Source organism: Salmonella sp. 32031103-2018-00083-FB-01-SM-01 (assembly GCF_017571995.1).
GTDB classification, from domain to species: Bacteria; Pseudomonadota; Gammaproteobacteria; order Enterobacterales; family Enterobacteriaceae; genus Salmonella; species Salmonella enterica.
In genome coordinates, this window is record NZ_JAGEQL010000009.1 from 26,225 (window position 1) to 47,162 (window position 20,938).

Sequence of the window (20,938 nt, forward strand, 5' to 3'; positions counted from 1 at the left end):
GACACAGCGCATCCCCAGGAGCTTACTGAAGTAAGTGACTGGGGTAAGCAAGGAAGCCAACGCATCTGCAAGTCGAAATATGACGAGTTTTAGACGTCTGGATGTTTACACATCCATAATGTAAAGGTACTGTATATTCCTCAAGCGCAATTTGTTCATGGCGAAGTGAAGGACTTTCATGATCGAAATTAAACATCTGAAAACACTCCAGGCATTGCGGAATAGTGGATCGCTGGCTGCCGCGGCGGCGGTGCTGCACCAGACCCAATCCGCTCTGTCTCATCAGTTCAGCGATCTGGAACAACGCCTTGGCTTCCGCCTGTTCGTGCGTAAAAGCCAGCCGCTGCGCTTTACGCCGCAGGGGGAAGTTCTGCTGCAACTGGCAAACCAGGTGCTGCCGCAAATCAGCCGTGCGCTGCAGGCGTGCAACGAACCGCAGCAAACTCGTCTGCGCATCGCTATTGAATGTCATAGCTGTATTCAGTGGCTGACCCCGGCGCTGGAAAACTTCCGTGCAAGCTGGCCGCAGGTAGAAATGGATTTCACATCCGGCGTCACTTTTGATCCGCAACCGGCCTTGCAACAAGGCGAGCTGGATTTGGTGATGACGTCGGATATTTTGCCGCGCAGCGGGCTACATTATTCGCCGATGTTTGATTTTGAAGTCCGACTGGTGCTGGCGCCCGACCATCCGCTGGCCAGCAAAACGCAGATTACGCCGGAAGATTTAGCCAGCGAAACGCTGTTGATTTACCCGGTGCAGCGCAGCCGACTGGATGTCTGGCGACATTTCCTGCAACCGGCGGGTATCAGTCCGCTGCTGAAAAGCGTGGATAATACGCTACTGCTGATTCAGATGGTGGCGGCCAGAATGGGCATTGCCGCCCTGCCGCACTGGGTGGTGGAAAACGTTGAGCGCCAGGGTCTGGTGGTGACCAAAACCCTGGGCGATGGTCTGTGGAGCCGCCTGTATGCCGCCGTGCGCGACGGCGACCAGCGTCAGGCGGTGACCGAGGCGTTTATTCGCTCGACGCGGGATCACGCCTGCGATCATCTGCCGTTTGTGCGGAGCGCGGAGCGACCCATTTTCGATGCACCCACAGCGAAGCAAGGATCACAGCCGCGCCTGTAATAAAGCTTGGCCAGTGGGGCTGCTGATGCCAGATGGCAAGATTAACCAGTAGTCCTGCGGGAACATGCATATTATTCATGATACCCAGCGTCCCGGCGTCTACCTGGGTAGCGCCATAGTTCCACATAAAGTAGCCAATGCCGGACGCCACCACGCCGAGAAACACCAGAATGCTCCATTGCAGCGTGGTTTCCGGCAGCTTTTGCGCGTTCCCCAACAGCGACCACGCCACCACCGCCACCAAAAACGCCCCCAGATAGAACCACGCAAAGGCGTTGTGCTGCGGCATGGGACGGGTCTCCATCAGACGTTTATACCCCACCATTCCGATAGCGAAACTGATATTAGAAAGCTGCACCAGGAGCAAACCGACCCAAAAATGGTCGGTCACGCGATCGTAGCGAATAATCCCGGCGCCAATCACCGCCAGCAACGCGCTAAATGCATAGCCCCAGCGCAAACGACGCTGACTCATCACATCGTAAATCAGCGTGATATAGAGCGGCGTCAGAACGGTAAACAGCAACAGTTCGGATACGGTCAGGTAGAGGTAAGCATGGAAGCTCAACATATACATGATGCCAAGCTGCATCGCCCCCACCAGCATATACAGGCTGATGGTTTTTAGGTTGTGCCCGCGAGAACGCAAAAACGGCAGAAAAACGAGCGCCGCCAGCCCAACGCGTATCAGCACCGCGAAATAGCTATCGACATGCCCGGCAAGATACTCGCCAAATAGACTAAAGGAGAAAGCCCACAGGATAGTGGTAATGATGAGTAGCGCCACAATGGATGTCTCTTAAAACAGGGAACACCCATTGTAGCGGAGAGTGAAGTTGACAACTGGTCAACTAACAAACAATCACATCAACGTAAGAAAAGATCGCGCAGGTAATGCGGCACGGCGTTATCCGCGTTGATGCCGATCACCTCAAGTTCGGGATACAGGTCTTTCAGACGCTGGTGCGCATTGCCCATGATGCAGCCTTTGCCCGCCATCGTGAGCATTTCAGCGTCGTTCATTCCGTCGCCAAAGGCGATACACTCTTTCAGGCTGTACCCCATCGCCTGAGCGACCGCTTCCAGCGCATGACCTTTCGACACTCCGCCCGCCATCACTTCCAGACAGGTTAGCGTAGAGAAGCTCACGTTTACCCGATCGCCCCAGCGCGCGTTAATCGCCTGCTCCAGCGGCAACAACTTTTCATGAGTGTCGCTGGTGAAAAACACTTTGCTGACGCCCTCCGGCTCCAGCAGCGCAGGCTCAAACAGCGAATAGTTAAATACCGCCTCTTTGAAAAAACGCATTTCATCGGGGCGATGACGATTCATAAACCATTCGTCGTCGCGATAAACGTTAGTCACGATGTCCGGGTTCGCATTCACCACTCCGAACAGGTCTCTGGCAATGTCGCTGTCCAGATTATGCGTAAAAACCAAATTCCCGTCGGTATCGTGCACTCGCGCGCCGTTGGAGGTGATCATGTAAGACTTGATTTCAAGATTATCGCGGATTTGCCCTACATCGACATGATGACGACCAGTGGCAAAGACAAAATGGATGCCGCGTGCGGTCAACAGCTTCAGAGTCTCTTTGGCATAAGGGGACAACGTATGGTCGGGGGAGAGCAGCGTGCCATCTAAATCAGACGCAACAACCTGATACATAATAAAATTTAACCTCTAAGCAAAGCGATTTCCGCTGGATAAATTAGGCTTGTTGAAAAATTCAACAATGGCGTTAAGCGCGACTGAGCGCATGGCGTCCTTTTCAAAAAGGATCTCATGGTACGCGCCTTTGATAACCAGCGGTTTTCCCCCTTCACAAGGGTATCCCGCCGCGGCGCGAATTTCACAAAAACGATCGTGGGTGCGGTTATCCACTACCCGCTCTTCTTCCGCCTGAATCAGTAGCGTAGGCGTCGTGTCATCGCTCGCCCCAGCCAGAACCTGCTCACCCGCCAGAATGCCTTCGCGTACCCAATGCCAGGTGGGGCCGCCAACGCGCAGCTGCGGCTCGTCGGCATAAAATCGTAAGTTGCGCTGATAACGCTGGCGGCTGTGGGTCAGCGCATTCATCCCAAACGGCAACGCCCGCCACTGACCGGTACCAATAGCGTAATCTTCACGGATACGCTGGTGCCCTTCGGCCCAGTCGAGAATATGGCGCACCATAAAGGAAGGCAAGCGTATCACAATACCAAACATCGGCGCGGTGAGCGCAATAGCGTCGCACCGCACACGATGGCGTTGCAGGAACAGAGTGGCTATCGCGCCCCCCATTGAGTGCGCTAGGATATAACGCTTACGCCACGGCCCCGGCTCAATTTCCTGCTGCCAGAACGCCGCTAAGTCCTCAACATAATCGTTAAAATGATCGACATGACCCCGATGCGGGTCCGATAACATCCGCCCGGAGCGCCCTTGACCACGGTGGTCGATGATGAAGATATCAAAACCGAGATGAAAAAGGTCATACGCCAGTTCAGCGTATTTTACATAACTCTCAATGCGGCCAGGACAAATGACGATCGTCCGATCGTTGGAATCATTTCGAAAACGGACAAAGCGCACCGGAATGTTACCCACGCCGATAAACTCCGCCTCTTCCCGCTGACGCCAGAAATCGGTCAGCGGCCCCATAGCAAAAGCGGCAAACGCATTTTCTCTTGTTTCCCAGTCATTTTGCTGCTGAAACATCGGGTTTTCGGCCTCGTTTACCAGGTAAAATCGTTTTTTGCGTCGTGCCTGACACAACACAGCGGCAGTAGCGTATTGTGGCACAAAAACAGACAACCAGGGAGTTTCGCATGACCTTTGAATGGTGGTTCGCCTATCTACTGACCTCAACTCTGCTGAGTCTTTCTCCGGGTTCAGGCGCCATCAATACCATGACGACGTCTATCAACCATGGATATCGTGGCGCAGCGGCTTCTATCGCCGGACTCCAGACCGGGCTGGGGATACATATCGTACTGGTGGGCGTCGGACTGGGTACGCTCTTTTCGCGCTCGCTCATCGCTTTTGAAATTCTGAAATGGGCTGGTGCGGCTTATCTTATCTGGCTGGGTATCCAGCAATGGCGCGCCGCAGGCGCTATTGATCTGCATACCCTCGCCCAGACGCAATCGCGGGGTCGACTGTTCAAACGGGCGATATTTGTCAATCTAACCAATCCCAAAAGCATTGTCTTTCTTGCCGCCCTGTTTCCGCAATTCATCATGCCGCAGCAACCGCAACTGGCGCAGTACCTCATTCTCGGCGTTACCACGATTGTGGTGGATATGATTGTAATGACCGGTTACGCCACACTGGCGCAACGCATTGCCGCCTGGATTAAAGGACCAAAGCAGATGAAGGCGCTGAATAAAGCGTTTGGTTCGTTGTTTATGCTGGTAGGCGCGCTCCTGGCGTCGGCAAGACACGCGTGATAGTCGTGCCGGATGATGTTTATCCGGCCCGGAGGTAAATTAGCGCGAAATAATCAGGTGAATACCAAAGCCCGCAAACAAAGCGCCGGCAAAGCCATCAATCCATTTCGCCAGACGCTGATAGCCGCGGCGCATTTTCGGCAGCGCGAACAGGCTGGCGACTACGGTAAACCAGGCCAGCGTTTCCAGGGTAATTAACGCGAAAATACCCCAGCGCGCCGCAGCGCCGACGTTATCGCCGACAAACAGTGAAAAAACGGAACCAAAATAGATAATCGCTTTCGGATTCGACAGATTGGTCAACAGCCCTTTGAGAAAGCTGCGCCCGCTCTGCGCCAGTTCAATGTGCGGAGAAGACGCCGCCGCATCCTGTTTTTTCAGCGCGCCGCGCAGCATCTGATAGCCCATCCAGCACAGATACAGGCCGCCGCCTACCATAATGATCGTATGCAGCCAGGCCATTTTTTCGATGATGAGATGCAGGCCAAGCAGCGCCACGCCCGCCCATACCATCACGCCGCAGGTAATGCCCAGTACGCCCATCATCGCTTCTTTACGCGAACGGCTGACAGCAGTTTGAGACACGAAGAAAAAGTCGGGGCCGGGGCTCATTAGCGCAACGATGTGCACCATTGCCACGGTGAAAAATAGCATCAACATAAAAATGGCTCGCGGGGAAATAGTTCAGTGAGTCACCATCCTGGCACTTTTTTGCCGGGCTGACTACTCTTCGTCATCACCATCGACATGCGCGCGGATGAGCGCCATGAATTCTTTCCCGAAGCGCTCCAGTTTGCGCATCCCAACCCCGTTAACGCTTAACATCTCGCTGGCGGAAACCGGCATCTGTTCCGCCATTTCTATCAACGTGGCGTCGTTAAAGACCACATACGGCGGGATATTCTCTTCATCAGCGATAGCTTTACGCAGCTTGCGCAACTTAGCGAACAATTTGCGATCGTAATTACCGCCGAACGATTTCTGCATCACGCGGGGTTTGAGGGCGACAATGCGCGGCACCGCAAGCTTTAGCGGAACGTCTCCACGGAGTACCGGACGCGCGGCATCCGTCAACTGTAATGCAGAGTGCTGCGCAATATTTTGCATTACCAGCCCCAGATGAATGAGCTGGCGAATCACGCTCACCCAGTGCTCATGGCTCTTTTCGCGCCCCATGCCATAAACCTTGAGTTTGTCATGACCGAAATCGCGGATGCGTTGGTTATTCGCGCCGCGGATCACCTCGACAACGTAGCCCATGCCAAAACGCTGGTTAACCCGACCAATGGTAGAAAGCGCAATCTGGGCATCGTTTAAGCCATCATATTGTTTGGGCGGATCAAGACAGATATCGCAGTTGCCGCACGGTTCTTGTCGGCCTTCGCCAAAGTAATTAAGCAATACCAGGCGTCGGCAGGTTTGCGCTTCGGCAAAAGCGCCCATCGCATTCAGTTTATGCCGTTCAATATCCTGAAGCTGTCCGGCTGGTTTCTCTTCCAGACAACGACGTAGCCAGGCCATGTCAGCCGGATCGTAAAATAGCATGGCTTCCGCAGGCAGTCCGTCGCGCCCGGCGCGGCCCGTTTCCTGATAGTAGGATTCAATATTGCGCGGGATATCGAAATGCACGACGAAACGTACGTTAGGTTTGTTTATGCCCATTCCAAAAGCGACGGTCGCCACCACGATTTGCAGATCGTCGCGCTGAAATTTTTCCTGCACATCGGCGCGAATAGCGTTTTCCAGCCCCGCATGATAGGCCGCCGCGCTAATGCCACGACTTTGCAAGCGCGCGGCGGTATCTTCCACTTTCGCCCGACTGTTGCAGTAGATGATACCCGATTTGCCGCGTTGCTCCTGAACATAGCGCATTAGCTGGTCGAGCGGCTTAAACTTCTCCATCAACATGTAGCGGATATTCGGTCGGTCAAAGCTACTGATCTGGATTAACGGATCGTTAAGCCCAAGCAGACGAATAATATCCTGGCGCGTGGTGTCGTCGGCGGTGGCGGTCAATGCCATAAACGGCAAAGCGGGAAAACGCTGGCGAAGCTGACCGAGAGCCGCATATTCCGGACGGAAATCATGTCCCCATTGCGAAATACAGTGCGCTTCATCCACCGCCAGCAATACCGGATTCCAGTGCGCCAGATGATCAAGAAAGTTGTCCAGCATCAGGCGTTCCGGCGCAATATACAGCAGACGAATCTGTCCGGTACGGCACCCCGCCATCACCTCAAGCTGCTGCTCGCGGCTTTGAGTGGAATTCAGACAGGCCGCCGCCACCCCGTTCGCCAGTAGCTGATCGACCTGGTCTTTCATCAACGAGATCAGGGGCGAAACGACGACGGTCAATCCGTCCAGCAACAACGCCGGGATTTGATAGCACAGAGATTTGCCGCCGCCGGTGGGCATGACGACCAGACAGTCGCGACCGGAGAGCGCAGTATCAATAATCGCTTCCTGGCCCGGGCGAAACTGTTGGTAGCCAAAGGTTTCCTGCAAAACCTGTTTGGCCCCTGATTCCAGATTCAACACTTCCGCCTGCGCCACATTAACCCCGTTCACCATAAATCAAAACAGGCGCTATTTTCAGCGCCTGCGAGAGAAACTGCAATGTTTAAAACACAATCCAATCAGAAGATATCGTTAAGCATCACGCCGACGCCGACACGTGTCTGATTAAAATTATAGTCGATCAGCGATTCGCCATAGCCGCTGTACACCTGGGTATAAAGCCGGACATGTTTAGTGACCGGATAGCTTAATCCAACTTCCGCGCCGCCGTAGCCTGTATTCCAGTTGTACTGGCCTTTGGCGCTTAATACCGCCTCGCCCAGGTGATAACCGATTTTAAGCTGGTAATAACCCATATATTTGGTGATGTCCGGATTATCGTCGGTACTGCCAATCACGTACCACGGTTTAACCTCTACCAGCCAGTTACCGTTTTCGGCCATCAGACGGGTATACAGACGGTTCCAGCTACGCGAGGTGGGGTCCGAACGTCCGTTAGAGTCATGGTTGTAGCCCATCTCTACGTCGCGCAGTGTCCAGCCGGCAAAGCGATAATCGGTAGCAAAACCAAGAAAAAGCTGCGGTTCGTAGTTGGTTTCGCGAAACGGCGAAGACTCTTTACTGTTGGAAAGCTGCCACCAGGATTTCTGCGTATAGGAAGCGCCCAGTACCGAGTTCGGCCCCAGTATTCCGCGCCACAGCGGAAACGCCAGGCTCAACTGAAATTTCACTTCATCTTTACGTGCGTTTTCAGACCAGTTGTAGGTACTTATGGCCTCTTTGTTCAGATCGCTGGTGTTCGTGTAGATCAAGTAGTTCGTGTCATAAGGGTAAAGCGTAAAAGGGTTATCATGCTCCTGTAGCATGTTAGCGATGATACTTCCCCGTACTGCAGGCGCATCATGAACCTCTTTTATCGTAGCTTCTTGTGCATATGCCGCTAATGGCAGTAGCGTGGCTGGCAACAACCCTCTCAAAATCGCCCGCATTCTTGACGTTCTCCTGACGAAGTATTTTCAGCTTGAATCATTCTCTGCCAACCATTTTTACATATTTACACACATAGCCGTTAGTTATCCCTTCTTAAAGTAGAAAACAACAATTAAGAAGCATAATATCAACATTTCATTAACCAATGGAGTGTCAGGAATCTATGTCCGCTGTACTTACCGCTGAACAAGCTCTGAAATTAGTGGGTGAAATGTTTGTCTACCACATGCCGTTTAATCGGGCGTTAGGGCTGGAGCTGGTACGCTATGAAAAAGCGTTCGCCCAACTGGCCTTCAACAACCAGCCGATGATGGTCGGCAACTGGGCGCAAAGCATTTTACACGGCGGCGTGATCGCCTCTGCGCTGGATGTCGCCGCCGGACTGGTATGCGTCGGCAGCACGCTAACTCGCCACGAAACCATCAGCGAAGATGAACTACGCCAGCGCCTGTCGCGGATGGGAACGATTGACCTGCGCGTTGATTACCTGCGTCCGGGCAGAGGCAACCGCTTTACGGCCACCAGTAGCCTGCTGCGCGCAGGGAATAAAGTGGCCGTCGCCCGCGTGGAATTACACAATGAAGATCAGCTGTACATCGCCAGCGCCACCGCTACTTATATGGTGGGATAAAAGCAGGTAAACTGTTGTTACACTTCAGATACGAGTTTTCCGGATGGACGCAAAACAAACACGGCAGGGCGTATTACTCGCTCTTGCCGCCTATTTTATTTGGGGGATCGCCCCCGCGTATTTCAAGCTGATCTATTACGTTCCCGCAGATGAGATCCTGACGCACCGCGTGATTTGGTCATTTTTCTTTATGGTGGCGCTGCTTAGCGTCAGCCGGCAGTGGCGACAGGTTAAGCGTTTACTGAAAACGCCAAAGAAGATTTTCCTGCTGGCCCTGTCCGCCGTACTGGTCGGCGGTAACTGGCTATTGTTCATTTGGGCGGTAAATAATCACCATATGCTGGAGGCCAGTCTGGGTTATTTCATTAATCCGCTGGTTAACATCTTGCTGGGGATGATTTTTCTTGGCGAACGCTTCCGTCGAATGCAGTGGCTGGCGGTGATTCTGGCGGTGTGCGGCGTGCTGGTGCAACTGTGGACGTTTGGTTCACTGCCGATTATCGCGCTGGGGCTGGCGTTTAGTTTTGCGTTTTACGGCCTGGTGCGTAAGAAGATCGCCGTTGAAGCGCAGACGGGTATGCTGGTCGAAACGCTATGGCTGTTGCCGGTCGCCGCGATTTATCTGTTTGGCATCGCCGATAGCCCTACCAGCCATATGGGGCAAAACGCACTATCGTTGAACTTGCTGTTAATGGCGGCGGGTGTGGTCACTACGATTCCGCTGCTATGCTTCACCGGAGCGGCTACGCGTCTGCGTCTTTCTACACTGGGCTTTTTCCAGTATATCGGCCCAACGCTGATGTTTTTACTGGCGGTGACGTTTTATGGCGAAGTGCCGGGCGCGGATAAGATGGTGACATTTGCGTTTATCTGGGTCGCGCTGGCGATTTTCGTGATGGATGCGATTTATACGCAACGGCGTAAGCATTAAATAATAAAATGGCAGCTATTATCTGGCTGCCATTTTATGTTATTTCTTTTTAGTAAATAGCAATACAATAAATAATATAATATTTGTTACTGGAAACACGCCCAACACACCAATAAACTTATTCCAACCAACAAACGTTAAATAACGGGCATGGATCTGGCAAAAGCCGAATCCCAACGCTATTCCAATCCCCCTCAAATTTAATGAAGTACAAATCGACAGTACAACGAGCAGGACAATAGCAATCACCCACCATCCAATCCAGGCTTTAATGAATTCGGCTTTAGAAAAAGGGTCTTTACCAAAATAAACTTGCCAGAAATTTTTCTCTTGCATTTTATGAAATCCATTCATTGAAATTGTTAATTACCAGATAATATATTTAATTATTATCTATTGCTGTGCAACGTAATTATCATGCCATTATTTACCATTACTGTCATTAGAAAATTCAGTGTGATATATTTACATGTGAGACCTGAAGTTGGTTATCAATATGGAAAAAATAATATGATTAGGATTATTAAAGATATTTTTCAGCCTTCCCCCAAGGATACATTGAAGCGAGCAAAGTTTGTTATTTATACATTATCATCATGGATAATATTATTTACTATAATGCCTAAAAACCAATATCTTGATTTAATATTTATTATTGTCAATACCTATATCCATATTAATATTGGCGCGAAGAGAATCAGAGATTCAGGTTGCAGGGCACTTTATTTCATCGCATTGTCTATAGGTGTAAATGTCTTCTGTACAGTCAGTGTCGCACTCAATGGGGCTGATTGCGATAATATTGGTATACAACTCAATATTGCCTGGGTAATACTCACAACACTACTGCTATCTTTCATCGCTTCTTCAAAACAAGAACTTTCCTCATGATGAAGAACTTCCAACGGACTGGCGGTTAAATCGCCAGTCCGTTGATTTTACAGCCAGTTCTTGCGCTTAAAGTACAGATACGGCGCAAGCCCCGCCAGAATCATAAAGATAATCGCGCCTGGATAACCAAAGCTCCACTTCAGTTCCGGCATAAACTCGAAGTTCATCCCATAGCTGGAAGCGACCAGCGTCGGCGGCAGGAACACCACGGAAACCACCGAGAAGATTTTGATAATGCGGTTCTGCTCAATGTTGATGAAACCCATCGCCGCCTGCATCAGGAAGTTCACCTTCTGGAACAGCGATTCATTGTGCGGCAGCAGAGATTCGATATCGCGCAGGATCTCACGCGCCTGCTCCAGCTGTCCGCCCGGTAAGCGCGCCTTGCGCACCAGGAAGTTCAGCGCGCGTTGGGTATCCATCAGACACAGGCGTACCTTCCAGCCGATATCTTCCAGTTCCGCCAGCGTGGAGAGCGCTTCGTCGTATTCATCGCCCTGATGCCCTTCCATAATGACGCGGCTCAGTTTTTCCAGATCGCTGTAGATGTTTTCGATTTCATCCGCTAACTGTTCAATTTTGGTTTCGAACAGATCGAGCAGTAATTCGTATGCATTACCGTCGACCATCGCCTGGCTGCGGGCGCGCATACGATACAGACGGAAGGCGGGCAGTTCGCGTTCACGCAGCGTAAACAGACGGCCATCGCGAATAGTGAATGCCACCGTAGAGTTACCGGCATGATCTTCCGCATCTTCGAAGAAGAAGAAGGAGTGGATATGCAATCCGTCTTCGTCTTCAAAGAAGCGCGCGGATGCTTCGATATCTTCCAGTTCAGGACGCGTCGCCAGACTCTGGCCCAGCTCAGATTGTACGCGCAATCGCTCGTCGTCGTCCGGTTCGACCAAATCGACCCATACGGCATCAATCAGGCTTTGTGACTCCTCGACTTCCAGCCGGGTCAGTCGGTTTTTTTCCAGTTGAAATGCGCTCAGCATGACCGGGACTCCCAATGCGTAAAAATATCGGACAGTTCAGATGGGCACACAGAAACAAATTGGGTTTCAGACCATTAAACAGCCTGACTCAACGCGACGGGAAAAAATGAAAGGTCGCTGACAACCGCTAAGGCTATCAGCAAAAAGGGATAGCCTTAGGAGTTGATCCTGGATGACAGGATAATGAGCCAGTATCTACTGGGTGTGTCCAAGGCGAATGTCCTCTTAGCGTAATCGTGGGCGCATGTTACGCCAGCAAAAATTTGCCGTCAACACGCAACGAAACGCGAAAAAGCAATAATTTCCCCTTATGCAGAAAGGTTAGCAGAGTGAGAGTATTTATCTATGATTTCAGAATATTAACATCAATATATCGCCGGATGGCGGCTTCGCCTTATCCGGCCTACAAATCAAAATGTTAGCCAGCGCGTAGGCCGGATAAGAGGTGCCACCCGGCAATATGAGAGCCGGTCAAACCGTTTCCAGCTTCGCATACGCGGCAACCAGCCATTTGATCCCTTGCCCCTGAAAAGCCACCTGCAACCGGCTATGCTCGCCGCTGCCCTCCAGGTTGACAATAGTTCCCTCGCCGAACTTCGCATGGCGCACGCGTTGGCCGAGTTTGTAGCCTGTGTCGTTTTCCGCCAGCGGCGTTCCCATTCGTTGATGGCTCACCGGACGACTGACGGTGGCGCGCAGACGGACCTCTTCCACGCACTCCTCCGGCAACTCGCCGATGAAACGCGACGGGCGATGATAAACCTCTTTACCATACAGACGGCGAGTTTCGGCATAGGTTAGCGTCAGTTTCTGCATGGCACGGGTAACGCCGACGTAGGCCAGACGACGCTCCTCTTCCAAACGCCCGCCCTCATCCAGCGACATCTGGCTGGGGAACATCCCCTCTTCCATCCCGACGATAAACACCTGCGGGAACTCCAGACCTTTGGCCGAGTGCAGGGTCATCAGCTGTACCGCATCCTGCCAGCTATCGGCCTGACCTTCCCCGGCTTCCAGCGCCGCATGAGACAAAAACGCCTGCAGCGGCATTAAATCTTCGTCTTCTTCGTTGTAGCTGAACTGGCGCGTCGCCGTCACCAGTTCCTCTAAGTTTTCGATGCGCGTCTGGCCTTTCTCGCCTTTTTCTTGCTCATACATGGTGCGCAGGCCGGAATCTTTGATCACCCGGTCAGTCTGCACATGCAGCGGCATGTCGGCGGTTTCCTGCGCCAGAGCGTCAATCAGTTCCATAAAGCGTTGTAGCGCGCTGGCCGCACGCCCGGCCAGGGCTTTTTCCTGTAACAATTCACGGCACGCCTGCCACAATGTTAGCTGGCGATCGCGCGAGGTCTGGCGCACCACGTCCAGCGTGCGGTCGCCGATACCGCGCGTTGGGGTATTCACCACGCGTTCAAAGGCGGCATCATCGTTGCGATTGGCAATCAAACGCAGATAAGAGAGCGCATCTTTGATCTCCTGACGTTCGAAGAAGCGCATACCGCCATAAATGCGGTACGGCATGCTGGCCTGTAATAACGCTTCTTCCAGCACGCGCGACTGGGCGTTGCTGCGATAAAGGATGGCGCATTGCGCAAGCGCGCCGCCGTTGTCCTGCCAGGTTTTGATACGGTTAACCACAAAGCGCGCTTCATCCAGTTCGTTGAAAGCGCAGTACAGCGATATCGGTTCGCCATCAACGCCATCAGTCCACAGTTTTTTACCCAAACGCCCATTGTTATTCTCAATCAGAGCGTTCGCCGCGCTAAGGATGTTGCTGGTCGAGCGGTAATTCTGCTCCAGACGAATGGTCTGCGCGCCGGGGAAATCATTGAGGAAGCGCTGGATGTTCTCTACCTGGGCCCCGCGCCAGCCGTAGATCGACTGGTCATCGTCGCCAACGATCATCACTTTACCGGTATCGCCCGCCAGCAGACGAACCCAGGCGTACTGAATGTTGTTGGTATCCTGGAATTCGTCCACCAGGATGTTAGTAAACCGCTCGCGATAGTGTTGCAGGATGTGCGGCTTGTTCAGCCATAGTTCATGAGCGCGCAGCAGTAGCTCGGCGAAATCCACCAGACCAGCGCGATCGCACGCTTCCTGATAGGCCTGATACACCTTCTGCCAGGTCTGCTCCACCGGGTTGCCATAGCTTTGGATATGGTGCGGGCGTAGCCCTTCGTCTTTCTGGCTATTGATGTACCACATCGCCTGACGAGGCGGCCACTGCTTCTCATCAAGATTCATCGCCTTAATCAGGCGTTTAAGCAAACGCATCTGATCTTCGCTGTCGAGAATCTGGAAATCCTGCGGCAAATTAGCGTCCATATGATGCGCGCGCAGCAGGCGGTGCGCCAGACCGTGGAACGTCCCTACCCACATTCCACCCTGGCTGGTCCCCATCAACTGGCCAATACGATGGCGCATTTCCGCCGCCGCTTTGTTGGTAAAGGTCACCGCCATGATGGAATATGGCGAGTTGTTTTCTACGCTCAGTAACCAGGCGATACGGTGCACCAGCACGCGGGTTTTCCCGCTTCCCGCGCCCGCCAACACCAGCATGTTGCTACGTGGCGCGGCCACCGCTTCGCGCTGTTTATCATTAAGGCTGTCGAGCAGGTAAGAAACGTCCATTGGCACCGCCGCGTAAAAACATGAAAACTAAAAACGCCCGGTGGCGCTTCGCTTACCGGGGCTACTTATCGTAGGGCGAATAAGCATAACGCCATCCGCCAGAATAACTGGGAATTTATACAGAACTACTGGTGATTATATCAGCGAGGTGAGAGATGCCAACCGCGAAATTTCGATATGCGGCAGTAAACGGCTGTCCTGCGTCCGCATCAGGTCGGCATTTTCAGGTTTAATCCAGCAGGCCTGCATCCCACAGCGAATAGCGCCAGCCACATCGGTAGTCAGATCGTCGCCGACATGCAGGATCTCGCCGATCGGCACATGCAGCTTTTCCGCCGCCAGGAAATACATGTCGCTAAACGGCTTGGAACGTCCATCCGGGCCAGCGCGCAGTACAAACTTAAAGTAATCGCCGAGGCCAAACAGTTCCGGCTGGGCGTTGCCGTTAGTGATCGCCACCAGCGGCCATTTTTTCGCAAGCTGCTGTAACGTCTCATGGGTAGCCTGCGGAACCTCAATCTGGCTGCGCCATTTGGCAAAATGCATCATCGCCGCATTCGCGCCGGCAATGGCCTCCTGCGCCGATAATCCCGCATCCCGCATGGCCTGCTCTATCGCACGATGGCGCCAGCGGGTAACATCATGATAGATTTCCGGCTCCGCTTCACGCACCGCCTGCCGTATCCGCTGTAAATCGACGTTTTGAAACGAACGTAGAGACGGGTGATAATTTTGCATAAAAGCGAGCGCTTCCTGCTCAGTACGCAAAATCACCGGACGGTTATCATAAAGGGTATCATCCAGGTCAAAGGTGAGCGCGGCAATACGCCCCAAAGGCCGGTAAAAACGCATTATTTCCCCCGTTTAGCGCGCGGATGCGCCGCGTCGTACACTGAAGCAAGATGTTGAAAATCAAGATGAGTATAAATTTGGGTGGTGGAAAGGTTGGCATGACCCAGCAGCTCTTGCACGCCGCGCAGATCGCCGCTCGATTCCAGCATATGGGTCGCAAACGAATGGCGCAGCTTATGTGGATGCACGTGGCTGTTTAGCCCCTGCTTTATGCCCCATTCAGCGAACCGTTTTTGGACATTGCGCGCGGAGATACGCTTGCCGAGCTTCGACAGGAATAACGCCTCTTCATCGCTGGCGAACAGTCCGCGCAGATCCAGCCAGTGCTCAATCCATGTCACCGCGTTACGGCCAATCGGCAGGCGTCGCTCTTTGCTGCCTTTACCCATTACCCACACTTCGCCGGTATCGAGATCGAGGTGCTTTATATCCAGGCCAACCAGTTCGGATAAACGCAGTCCCGCGCCGTACATGACCTCCAGCATCGCCCGATCACGTACGGCGAGCGGATCGTTAAGATCGATGTCCAGCAGGCGGTTAACGTCGTCGACATCAATATTTTTCGGCAGATGACGCGGCGCTTTCGGTGCGGAGACGCCCTTCGCCGGGTTAGCTTTCAATTCGCCCTGACTGACTAACCAGTCAAAAAAGCTTCGCAATGCCGAGAGACGTAGCGCCAGACTGGCAGGGCCAAGCCCTTTGCGCCGACTGCGCACCGCAAAACTGCGCACAATCGCAGCGTCACATTGTTGCCAGCTTTTCAGCCCGGCTTCTCCGGCTAAAGCGATAATGGCATCAAGCTGACGCTGGTAGTTCAGCAGGGTAATGGGGCTAAGCTGGCGCTCCACGCCTAAATAGCGCAGGAACCGCGAGACATCCTGAGAAAGCGCGACATCCGTCATACGCGTTTAATCCAGCGTTCCAGCAGCTCCGGCAGCATCAGCGCGATCTCCTGTAAAAGCTGCGTCCCCTGCCCCGGCTGATAGTGGTGCGGGTCACGGCTGCTGAAGAGAATCACCCCGAGGTCGCCATCGCTGCCCATCATCGACATAGCTACCGAGCCTACAGCTTTCGCCTCCGGCAAGACCACCAGCAGTTCCGGGCCGTTTAGCGGGCCAAGATAATGCTGCGACTGTCCCAGTCGTTGAATACGCAGCGGCTCGAAGGCCTGACGGTTTAAAGCCAGATGCGTATAGCGCGATGGCGCGCCAAGACGCCACCGATCCGGGAACAAACGCAGCGTCGCGCCGGCAAGCCCCAAATCGCGCGCCCAGCGGTGAAACCGCATCAGCATCTCATCCAGACTATCCGCGGCGACCAGACGGCTTTGCAGATGCAGCAAGCGATAAAACAGGCTTTCATTGGCATGAGCCTGTTCCATCAGCAGCGTCATATTTTCTTCAAGCACATTGATGTGATTACGCGCGCGGGCCATATGCCACTCAACGAGCGAAACCGTTCCCCGCACGGGATGTGGAACACGCATCGCTTCCACGGCATGGGCGTTACGGATAAAAAACTCAGGGTGGTGGCGCAGGTAATCGACGACCGCTCGATCGTCCAGTTCCGTGAGCGTTTCCTGTAGTTCTTCCTCTGGTTGCTTCATAAATGGATAAATCCGTCGTAGATATGTGCCGCCGGACCAGTCATGTATAACGGATGACCCGGACCTTTCCAGGCGATATCCAGCCGACCGCCCGGTAATTCCACGCGTACTTCTTCAGCCAGCAGCCCCTGCTGAATCCCCACGGCAACGGCAGCGCACGCGCCGCTGCCGCACGCACGGGTCTCCCCTGCGCCGCGTTCATAGACTCGCAGCCGGATATGCTCACGTCTTACAACCTGCATAAAACCAATGTTGGCACGTTCCGGAAAACGCTCATGGCTTTCCAGAACCGGCCCCAGTGTTTCAACGGCCGCCGTGTCGACGTTATCAACCTGAATGACACAGTGCGGATTGCCCATTGAAACCACGCCGCACAGTATGGTCTGTTCCGCCGCTCGCATAATATACGTCTTTTCCGCTTTGTTGGCGCGAAAAGGCACCTGCGCGGGTTCAAAGTTTGGCTCCCCCATATTCACCCGCACCAGTTCATCTTCCGTGACGCTCAGTACCATCCGGCCATTCGCGGTACTGACCCGAATGTCGCGTTTATTGGTTAGCCCTTTCAGGCGAACAAATCGCGCGAAACAGCGCGCGCCATTGCCGCACTGCGAGACTTCACTGCCGTCGGCGTTGAAGATGCGGTAATGAAAGTCCAACTCAGGATCATAGGGCGGCTCAACCACCAGCAGCTGATCGAACCCTACGCCCAGGTGTCTGTCGGATAGCCGACGAATCAGTTCCGGCGAAAAAAAGACATTCTGCGTTACCGCGTCGACGACCATAAAATCGTTGCCAAGGCCATGCATTTTAGAGAATTGCATCATTCACTCCGTTCACGCGGGGACAGAAAACTATCCTCAGTAATTGACCTGGGACGGGCCATCTCCCGTTGCGCGATCGTTCTTATCGGGCATCGTGGACTGCGTTTGCGAATCGACTTTTTTCGTCGGCGGCGGCGCATTTTTATCGGCTGGCGGGAAATAAAGCGGCCCTTTCAAACCGCAGCCCGTCAGGCTGAACAGAGTCAGAAGTACAGCGAGTGTCTTAAACACGTTTTTCATTATGGATTGCCTGTAAGTTCATGCTTTCTATTTTCTATCATCGCAGGAGAAGGCGTAAAAGCAAGCGTTTGGCGGTAAACTGCAACGCCTTTTGTTCCAGGTTATACTGCCGCCATCACGAAAAAACGGGAAACGACAATGAACGACAGTGAATTTCATCGCCTGGCTGACGCCCTGTGGCTCACCATTGAAGAACACCTCGATAACTGGGACGGCGACAGCGATATCGACTGCGAAATCAACGGCGGCGTGCTGACCCTCAGCTTTGAGAACGGCAGTAAAATCATTATTAACCGTCAGGAACCGCTGCATCAGGTATGGCTGGCGACCAAACAGGGCGGCTATCACTTTGACCTGAAAGGCGACGAGTGGATTTGCGATCGCAGCGGCGAAACCTTCTGGGATCTGCTGGAGCAGGCGGCGACACAGCAGGCAGGTGAAGCGGTGAGCTTCCGTTGATTTATTTGCCGGATGCGCTTTTCTTATCCGGCTTACTGTAGGCCCGGTAAGGCGTAGCCGCCACCGGGCAAAAATCCTCAGGAAAAATACTGCTGCAATAGCGGCGCGTCATGATCCTGGTTTGCTGGCGGCACGGTGTTGATAGGCTGCGTACGGAATGGGATCACCTGCTCGCGGCCATCAGTTTTCACTATCTGGTAGAACTGCGGCAGGTTAAAGTTGATAAAACTGGAGCCATACGTGAAGCGATCGTGCGATGACGAATAGAAGCGGCTGACGTCGCGCACCAGTTCTTCCTTGCTACCTTCGCAGTGGTGATACACTTCCGCCCGGTTACTTTCATCCAGAATATAAATATTAAAGCCTTTCTCATCGCCCGTTTCTTCAAAGAAGAACTGGATAATCCCTTCGCTGGCGAAGCCATCCACCACTGACGGCAATTTCACCTGGTTGGTTTCCACCTGTACCGACAGCCCGTGCAGCTTGTTATGCGAAATCGCGCCGTAGAATTCGATAGCGTTCTCCAGCTTCTGCACCGAGACATTCAAGCGTTCGAAGAATAGTCCCCACGTCTGCCCGGAAACCCGCAGCGCCTTGAATCGACCGGTCTCCTGACGGGTGCTGGAAAGACGTAGCTCGATACATTCGGAGACCAGTTGCTGCACGCGGGTGCGAATCAGACCGCGAAGATGCTGACTGTAGCAGAACACCTCCACGCTATCCGGCGGCGCGGCATCCTGGTGCATTTTCCCCAGAATCGTTTTCAGCGCTTCGATCATCGCCTGCTCGCCGTTAAAGTGCAGAGTACGCACTTCATTCCACGAGTTGCGATATAACAAGTCGATACTGCCTATCAGACAGTTTTGCTCTTCGCCAAAGCTGAAAACGTCCAGCTTACGGAAGTCAAAATGGACCACTTTATTGCGAAACGCCGCCGTCGGGTCATATTCGAGGTTAACGATAATCGCCAGATGGCGAATTTCACAGGGGCTGTAGAGCGCTTTCGGCGTCGGAGCAGGCAAGCGCAGCGGGAAATGGTGCGAAACATCGGCGACCATCTCCTGTAACTTAGGCAGGTCGACAATACCGTTGCCCTTAATAAACAGATGCGTTCGCGACGTCAGCAGGCCGTTGAACCACGCCCACGCGACCAGCTTATTAAGATAACGGTTATATTCCAGCGGCTGATGGCTGATGATAGAATCCATGTTCGGCGCGCGGTTGTAGAGATACCAGCCTGAACGGTTGGCGCGTCCCGGCGGCACATGGATAAAGGTTAAATTCGGCTCGGACAGATCCGGCGATATCTGCGGGTTCACCAGCGTGACTTTACCCGGCAACGCTTCAAAAGCGGCGTACAGCTTACGCGTCAGTACGCCGATATCCTGCGGGCTGGCGCTCACGCTGAGGTTGTTGCGCCGCGCAAAGCGAATCAGATTACGATAGCTCTGCATCATTGCGTCGAGCAATTCGTTGTGGGCTTCGCGCACCTGATCGATTTTCCAGTTTGCGCGATTATCGAGCATGGTCAGACGCGCGTCGTCCCATCCCCACTCGCTGACTAACTGGCTTAATACTTCCCGACGCCAGCCTACGCAGGCACGCTCGCGACTTAATTTCTCGCACACTTTCAGGTAAAAGCAGCGGCGGACTAAATCCAGCCGCGTCGGATCTTCAATCGCCGTCAGGTATTCAGTGACCCGTTCCAGCATCATGCAGTAGGGATCGAGTCCAAACGATACGATTTCACCGTCATGCAGACGTTGTTTAATATCTTTCGCCAGCAGACGTGGGTTGGGATATTCCCATGAGTAGGCTTCCAGCAGCAGCGTTTTCAGCACCGCTTTGTACGGCGAGTCAATGCTCTTGTATAGCTGCCACAGGCTGGCGCCAAAGTACTCTTCGGCGGAGAGCGAGCTTAAGCCCCCCAGATCCAGCCATTCATTTGGCGTTAATACGCCCTGCGCGTAGAGCGTCATGACATAGTCGTCGTAATGCTCTTCTTCGTCGCACGGCACCATACTCCACAGGATACGCTTCCCGGCCAGGCGCACAGCGGTACGATAAAACTCATCAAGCAACAGGATATGCTGCGTAGAACCACAGTCTTCCCCGCCCAGACTGCCGCTTTCGTTATGGCGGAAACGGTTCTCGTCGATCAGGAAGAAGCTCACCTCAACGCCAAGCGAGGCGGCCCAGCTTTCCAGCAGGCTACACTTACGTTGCAGCAACTGACGCTCTTCACCGTCGAGCCAGGACTGATGGCACACCCAGATATCCAGGTCGGACGAGCAGCTCTGCCCGACCGAGGAGGTGCTGCCCATGGTGTAAACACCGGTAATCGGCAGCTCGCCCTTCGGCGGGTCCTGCGGCGTCATACCGCGGTACAGCTCAAGTTCGTTCAGATAGTGGCGTTGGGTTTCATCAGGCGTGTAGAAGCAAATACCGCTGGGAACGTTACCATCAAGGTAACCCGGCATCAGTGGATGGTGATAGTGCAATAATGTCGGCAGAAGACTGTAAACCTGCTGAAAAGCGGGTCCCATGGCAGCAAGCGCGCGATCCACACGCAGTTGATTTATGGCATCCAGTCTCTGTTTCAGAGTCTCAATATAGAGGTACAAGACGTATCGCCTGATGTTGCTACCCGTCATGGTGCAGGTCAGTACTTGACCGTCGCCATTCGGGATAAACCGTATGTCAAAAATAACCGTTACCCTTTCTCGCCTGCATATTTTTATCTAATACCGACGAAAAAATGGTCTAAAACGTGATCAATTTAACACCTTGCTCATTGACCGTAAA

22 protein-coding genes are annotated in these 20,938 nt (G+C 53.3%); 6 read left to right on the forward strand and 16 right to left on the reverse strand.

Features of this window, described 5'->3' with window-relative positions; genetic code table 11:
- Positions 1-178: 178 nt before the first annotated feature.
- Positions 179-1,132 (forward strand): HTH-type transcriptional regulator MetR, encoded by a 954-nt coding sequence (metR, locus tag J4614_RS20420; protein WP_001631504.1) that lies wholly within the window; start codon positions 179-181, stop codon positions 1,130-1,132.
- Here the strand turns inward: metR and J4614_RS20425 are convergent.
- The 3 genes from J4614_RS20425 to pldB all read right to left on the reverse strand — a co-directional run bounded on the left by J4614_RS20425 (position 1,020) and on the right by pldB (position 3,832).
- Positions 1,020-1,919, reverse strand: coding sequence for a carboxylate/amino acid/amine transporter (locus tag J4614_RS20425; protein WP_001196255.1), 900 nt, complete (start codon positions 1,917-1,919; stop codon positions 1,020-1,022). The two genes, metR and J4614_RS20425, sit on opposite strands and share 113 nt — an antisense overlap.
- An 80-nt stretch (positions 1,920-1,999) precedes the next feature.
- Positions 2,000-2,800, reverse strand: coding sequence for a sugar/pyridoxal phosphate phosphatase YigL (gene yigL, locus J4614_RS20430; RefSeq protein ID WP_023233069.1), 801 nt, complete (start codon positions 2,798-2,800; stop codon positions 2,000-2,002).
- A gap of 15 nt (positions 2,801-2,815) precedes the next feature.
- On the reverse strand, positions 2,816-3,832 hold the full coding sequence (gene pldB, locus J4614_RS20435) for a lysophospholipase L2 (RefSeq protein ID WP_000487685.1): 1,017 nt from the start codon (positions 3,830-3,832) through the stop codon (positions 2,816-2,818).
- A gap of 110 nt (positions 3,833-3,942) precedes the next feature.
- Between pldB and rhtB the strand changes: the two genes are divergently transcribed.
- Positions 3,943-4,563 (forward strand): homoserine/homoserine lactone efflux protein, encoded by a 621-nt coding sequence (gene rhtB / locus J4614_RS20440; protein WP_000142520.1) that lies wholly within the window; start codon positions 3,943-3,945, stop codon positions 4,561-4,563.
- A gap of 39 nt (positions 4,564-4,602) precedes the next feature.
- Here the strand turns inward: rhtB and rhtC are convergent, their stop codons facing one another.
- From rhtC to pldA, 3 genes are all read right to left on the reverse strand, one after another.
- Positions 4,603-5,223, reverse strand: a complete 621-nt coding sequence (gene rhtC / locus J4614_RS20445) for a threonine export protein RhtC (protein ID WP_000928814.1) — start codon at positions 5,221-5,223, stop codon at positions 4,603-4,605.
- A gap of 63 nt (positions 5,224-5,286) precedes the next feature.
- Entirely contained in the window at positions 5,287-7,116 is a 1,830-nt protein-coding gene (recQ, locus tag J4614_RS20450) for an ATP-dependent DNA helicase RecQ (RefSeq protein WP_001533487.1), read from the reverse strand.
- A gap of 83 nt (positions 7,117-7,199) precedes the next feature.
- Positions 7,200-8,069, reverse strand: coding sequence for a phospholipase A (gene pldA, locus J4614_RS20455; RefSeq protein WP_001201692.1), 870 nt, complete (start codon positions 8,067-8,069; stop codon positions 7,200-7,202).
- A 164-nt stretch (positions 8,070-8,233) separates the two neighbouring features.
- Between pldA and yigI the strand changes: the two genes are divergently transcribed.
- Together yigI and rarD are read left to right on the forward strand one after the other, a co-directional pair.
- Positions 8,234-8,701: an acyl-CoA thioesterase YigI gene (gene yigI / locus J4614_RS20460; RefSeq protein ID WP_001277140.1), complete on the forward strand. Its 468-nt coding sequence runs from the start codon at positions 8,234-8,236 to the stop codon at positions 8,699-8,701.
- Between the two features lie 43 nt (positions 8,702-8,744).
- The gene (rarD, locus tag J4614_RS20465; RefSeq protein WP_000339081.1) at positions 8,745-9,632 is read left to right on the forward strand and encodes an EamA family transporter RarD; all 888 of its coding nucleotides are present in this window, start codon (positions 8,745-8,747) and stop codon (positions 9,630-9,632) included.
- A gap of 39 nt (positions 9,633-9,671) precedes the next feature.
- Here the strand turns inward: rarD and J4614_RS20470 are convergent, their stop codons facing one another.
- Entirely contained in the window at positions 9,672-9,968 is a 297-nt protein-coding gene (locus J4614_RS20470; RefSeq protein ID WP_001156607.1) for a hypothetical protein, read from the reverse strand.
- Positions 9,969-10,142: 174 nt separating this feature from the next.
- Between J4614_RS20470 and J4614_RS20475 the strand changes: the two genes are divergently transcribed.
- On the forward strand, positions 10,143-10,523 hold the full coding sequence (locus J4614_RS20475) for a hypothetical protein (RefSeq protein ID WP_000619299.1): 381 nt from the start codon (positions 10,143-10,145) through the stop codon (positions 10,521-10,523).
- 47 nt (positions 10,524-10,570) lie between these two features.
- Here the strand turns inward: J4614_RS20475 and corA are convergent, their stop codons facing one another.
- The 8 genes from corA to J4614_RS20510 form a co-directional block, all read right to left on the reverse strand.
- A complete protein-coding gene (gene corA, locus J4614_RS20480) occupies positions 10,571-11,521 on the reverse strand; it encodes a magnesium/cobalt transporter CorA (RefSeq protein ID WP_000947139.1) in 951 nt (316 codons plus the stop codon).
- A gap of 155 nt (positions 11,522-11,676) precedes the next feature.
- The gene (gene ysgD, locus J4614_RS22215) at positions 11,677-11,733 is read right to left on the reverse strand and encodes a YsgD/CorL family protein (RefSeq protein WP_212723238.1); all 57 of its coding nucleotides are present in this window, start codon (positions 11,731-11,733) and stop codon (positions 11,677-11,679) included.
- 259 nt (positions 11,734-11,992) lie between these two features.
- A complete protein-coding gene (gene uvrD, locus J4614_RS20485; RefSeq protein ID WP_000383439.1) occupies positions 11,993-14,155 on the reverse strand; it encodes a DNA helicase II in 2,163 nt (720 codons plus the stop codon).
- A gap of 135 nt (positions 14,156-14,290) precedes the next feature.
- Positions 14,291-15,007 (reverse strand): 5-amino-6-(5-phospho-D-ribitylamino)uracil phosphatase YigB, encoded by a 717-nt coding sequence (gene yigB, locus J4614_RS20490; RefSeq protein ID WP_001213560.1) that lies wholly within the window; start codon positions 15,005-15,007, stop codon positions 14,291-14,293.
- Complete coding sequence (gene xerC, locus J4614_RS20495) at positions 15,007-15,909, reverse strand: tyrosine recombinase XerC (protein WP_000132872.1); 903 nt, start codon at positions 15,907-15,909, stop codon at positions 15,007-15,009. The genes yigB and xerC overlap by 1 nt, the downstream gene beginning before the upstream one ends.
- Entirely contained in the window at positions 15,906-16,613 is a 708-nt protein-coding gene (locus J4614_RS20500) for a DUF484 domain-containing protein (protein WP_000812760.1), read from the reverse strand. Before J4614_RS20500 ends, xerC begins: the two co-directional genes overlap by 4 nt.
- Positions 16,610-17,434 carry a diaminopimelate epimerase gene (dapF, locus tag J4614_RS20505; RefSeq protein WP_001160671.1) on the reverse strand — a complete coding sequence of 275 codons (825 nt, stop codon included), beginning with the start codon at positions 17,432-17,434 and terminating at the stop codon, positions 16,610-16,612. Before dapF ends, J4614_RS20500 begins: the two co-directional genes overlap by 4 nt.
- A 36-nt stretch (positions 17,435-17,470) precedes the next feature.
- Positions 17,471-17,674 (reverse strand): lipoprotein, encoded by a 204-nt coding sequence (locus tag J4614_RS20510; protein ID WP_000799903.1) that lies wholly within the window; start codon positions 17,672-17,674, stop codon positions 17,471-17,473.
- A 138-nt stretch (positions 17,675-17,812) separates the two neighbouring features.
- On the opposite strand from J4614_RS20510, the gene cyaY reads away from it, so the two are divergent.
- Positions 17,813-18,133, forward strand: coding sequence for an iron donor protein CyaY (gene cyaY / locus J4614_RS20515; protein ID WP_000999917.1), 321 nt, complete (start codon positions 17,813-17,815; stop codon positions 18,131-18,133).
- Between the two features lie 77 nt (positions 18,134-18,210).
- On the opposite strand, the gene cyaA is transcribed toward cyaY, so the two are convergent.
- Positions 18,211-20,757: a class I adenylate cyclase gene (gene cyaA, locus J4614_RS20520; protein ID WP_000281719.1), complete on the reverse strand. Its 2,547-nt coding sequence runs from the start codon at positions 20,755-20,757 to the stop codon at positions 18,211-18,213.
- Positions 20,758-20,938 lie beyond the last annotated feature (181 nt).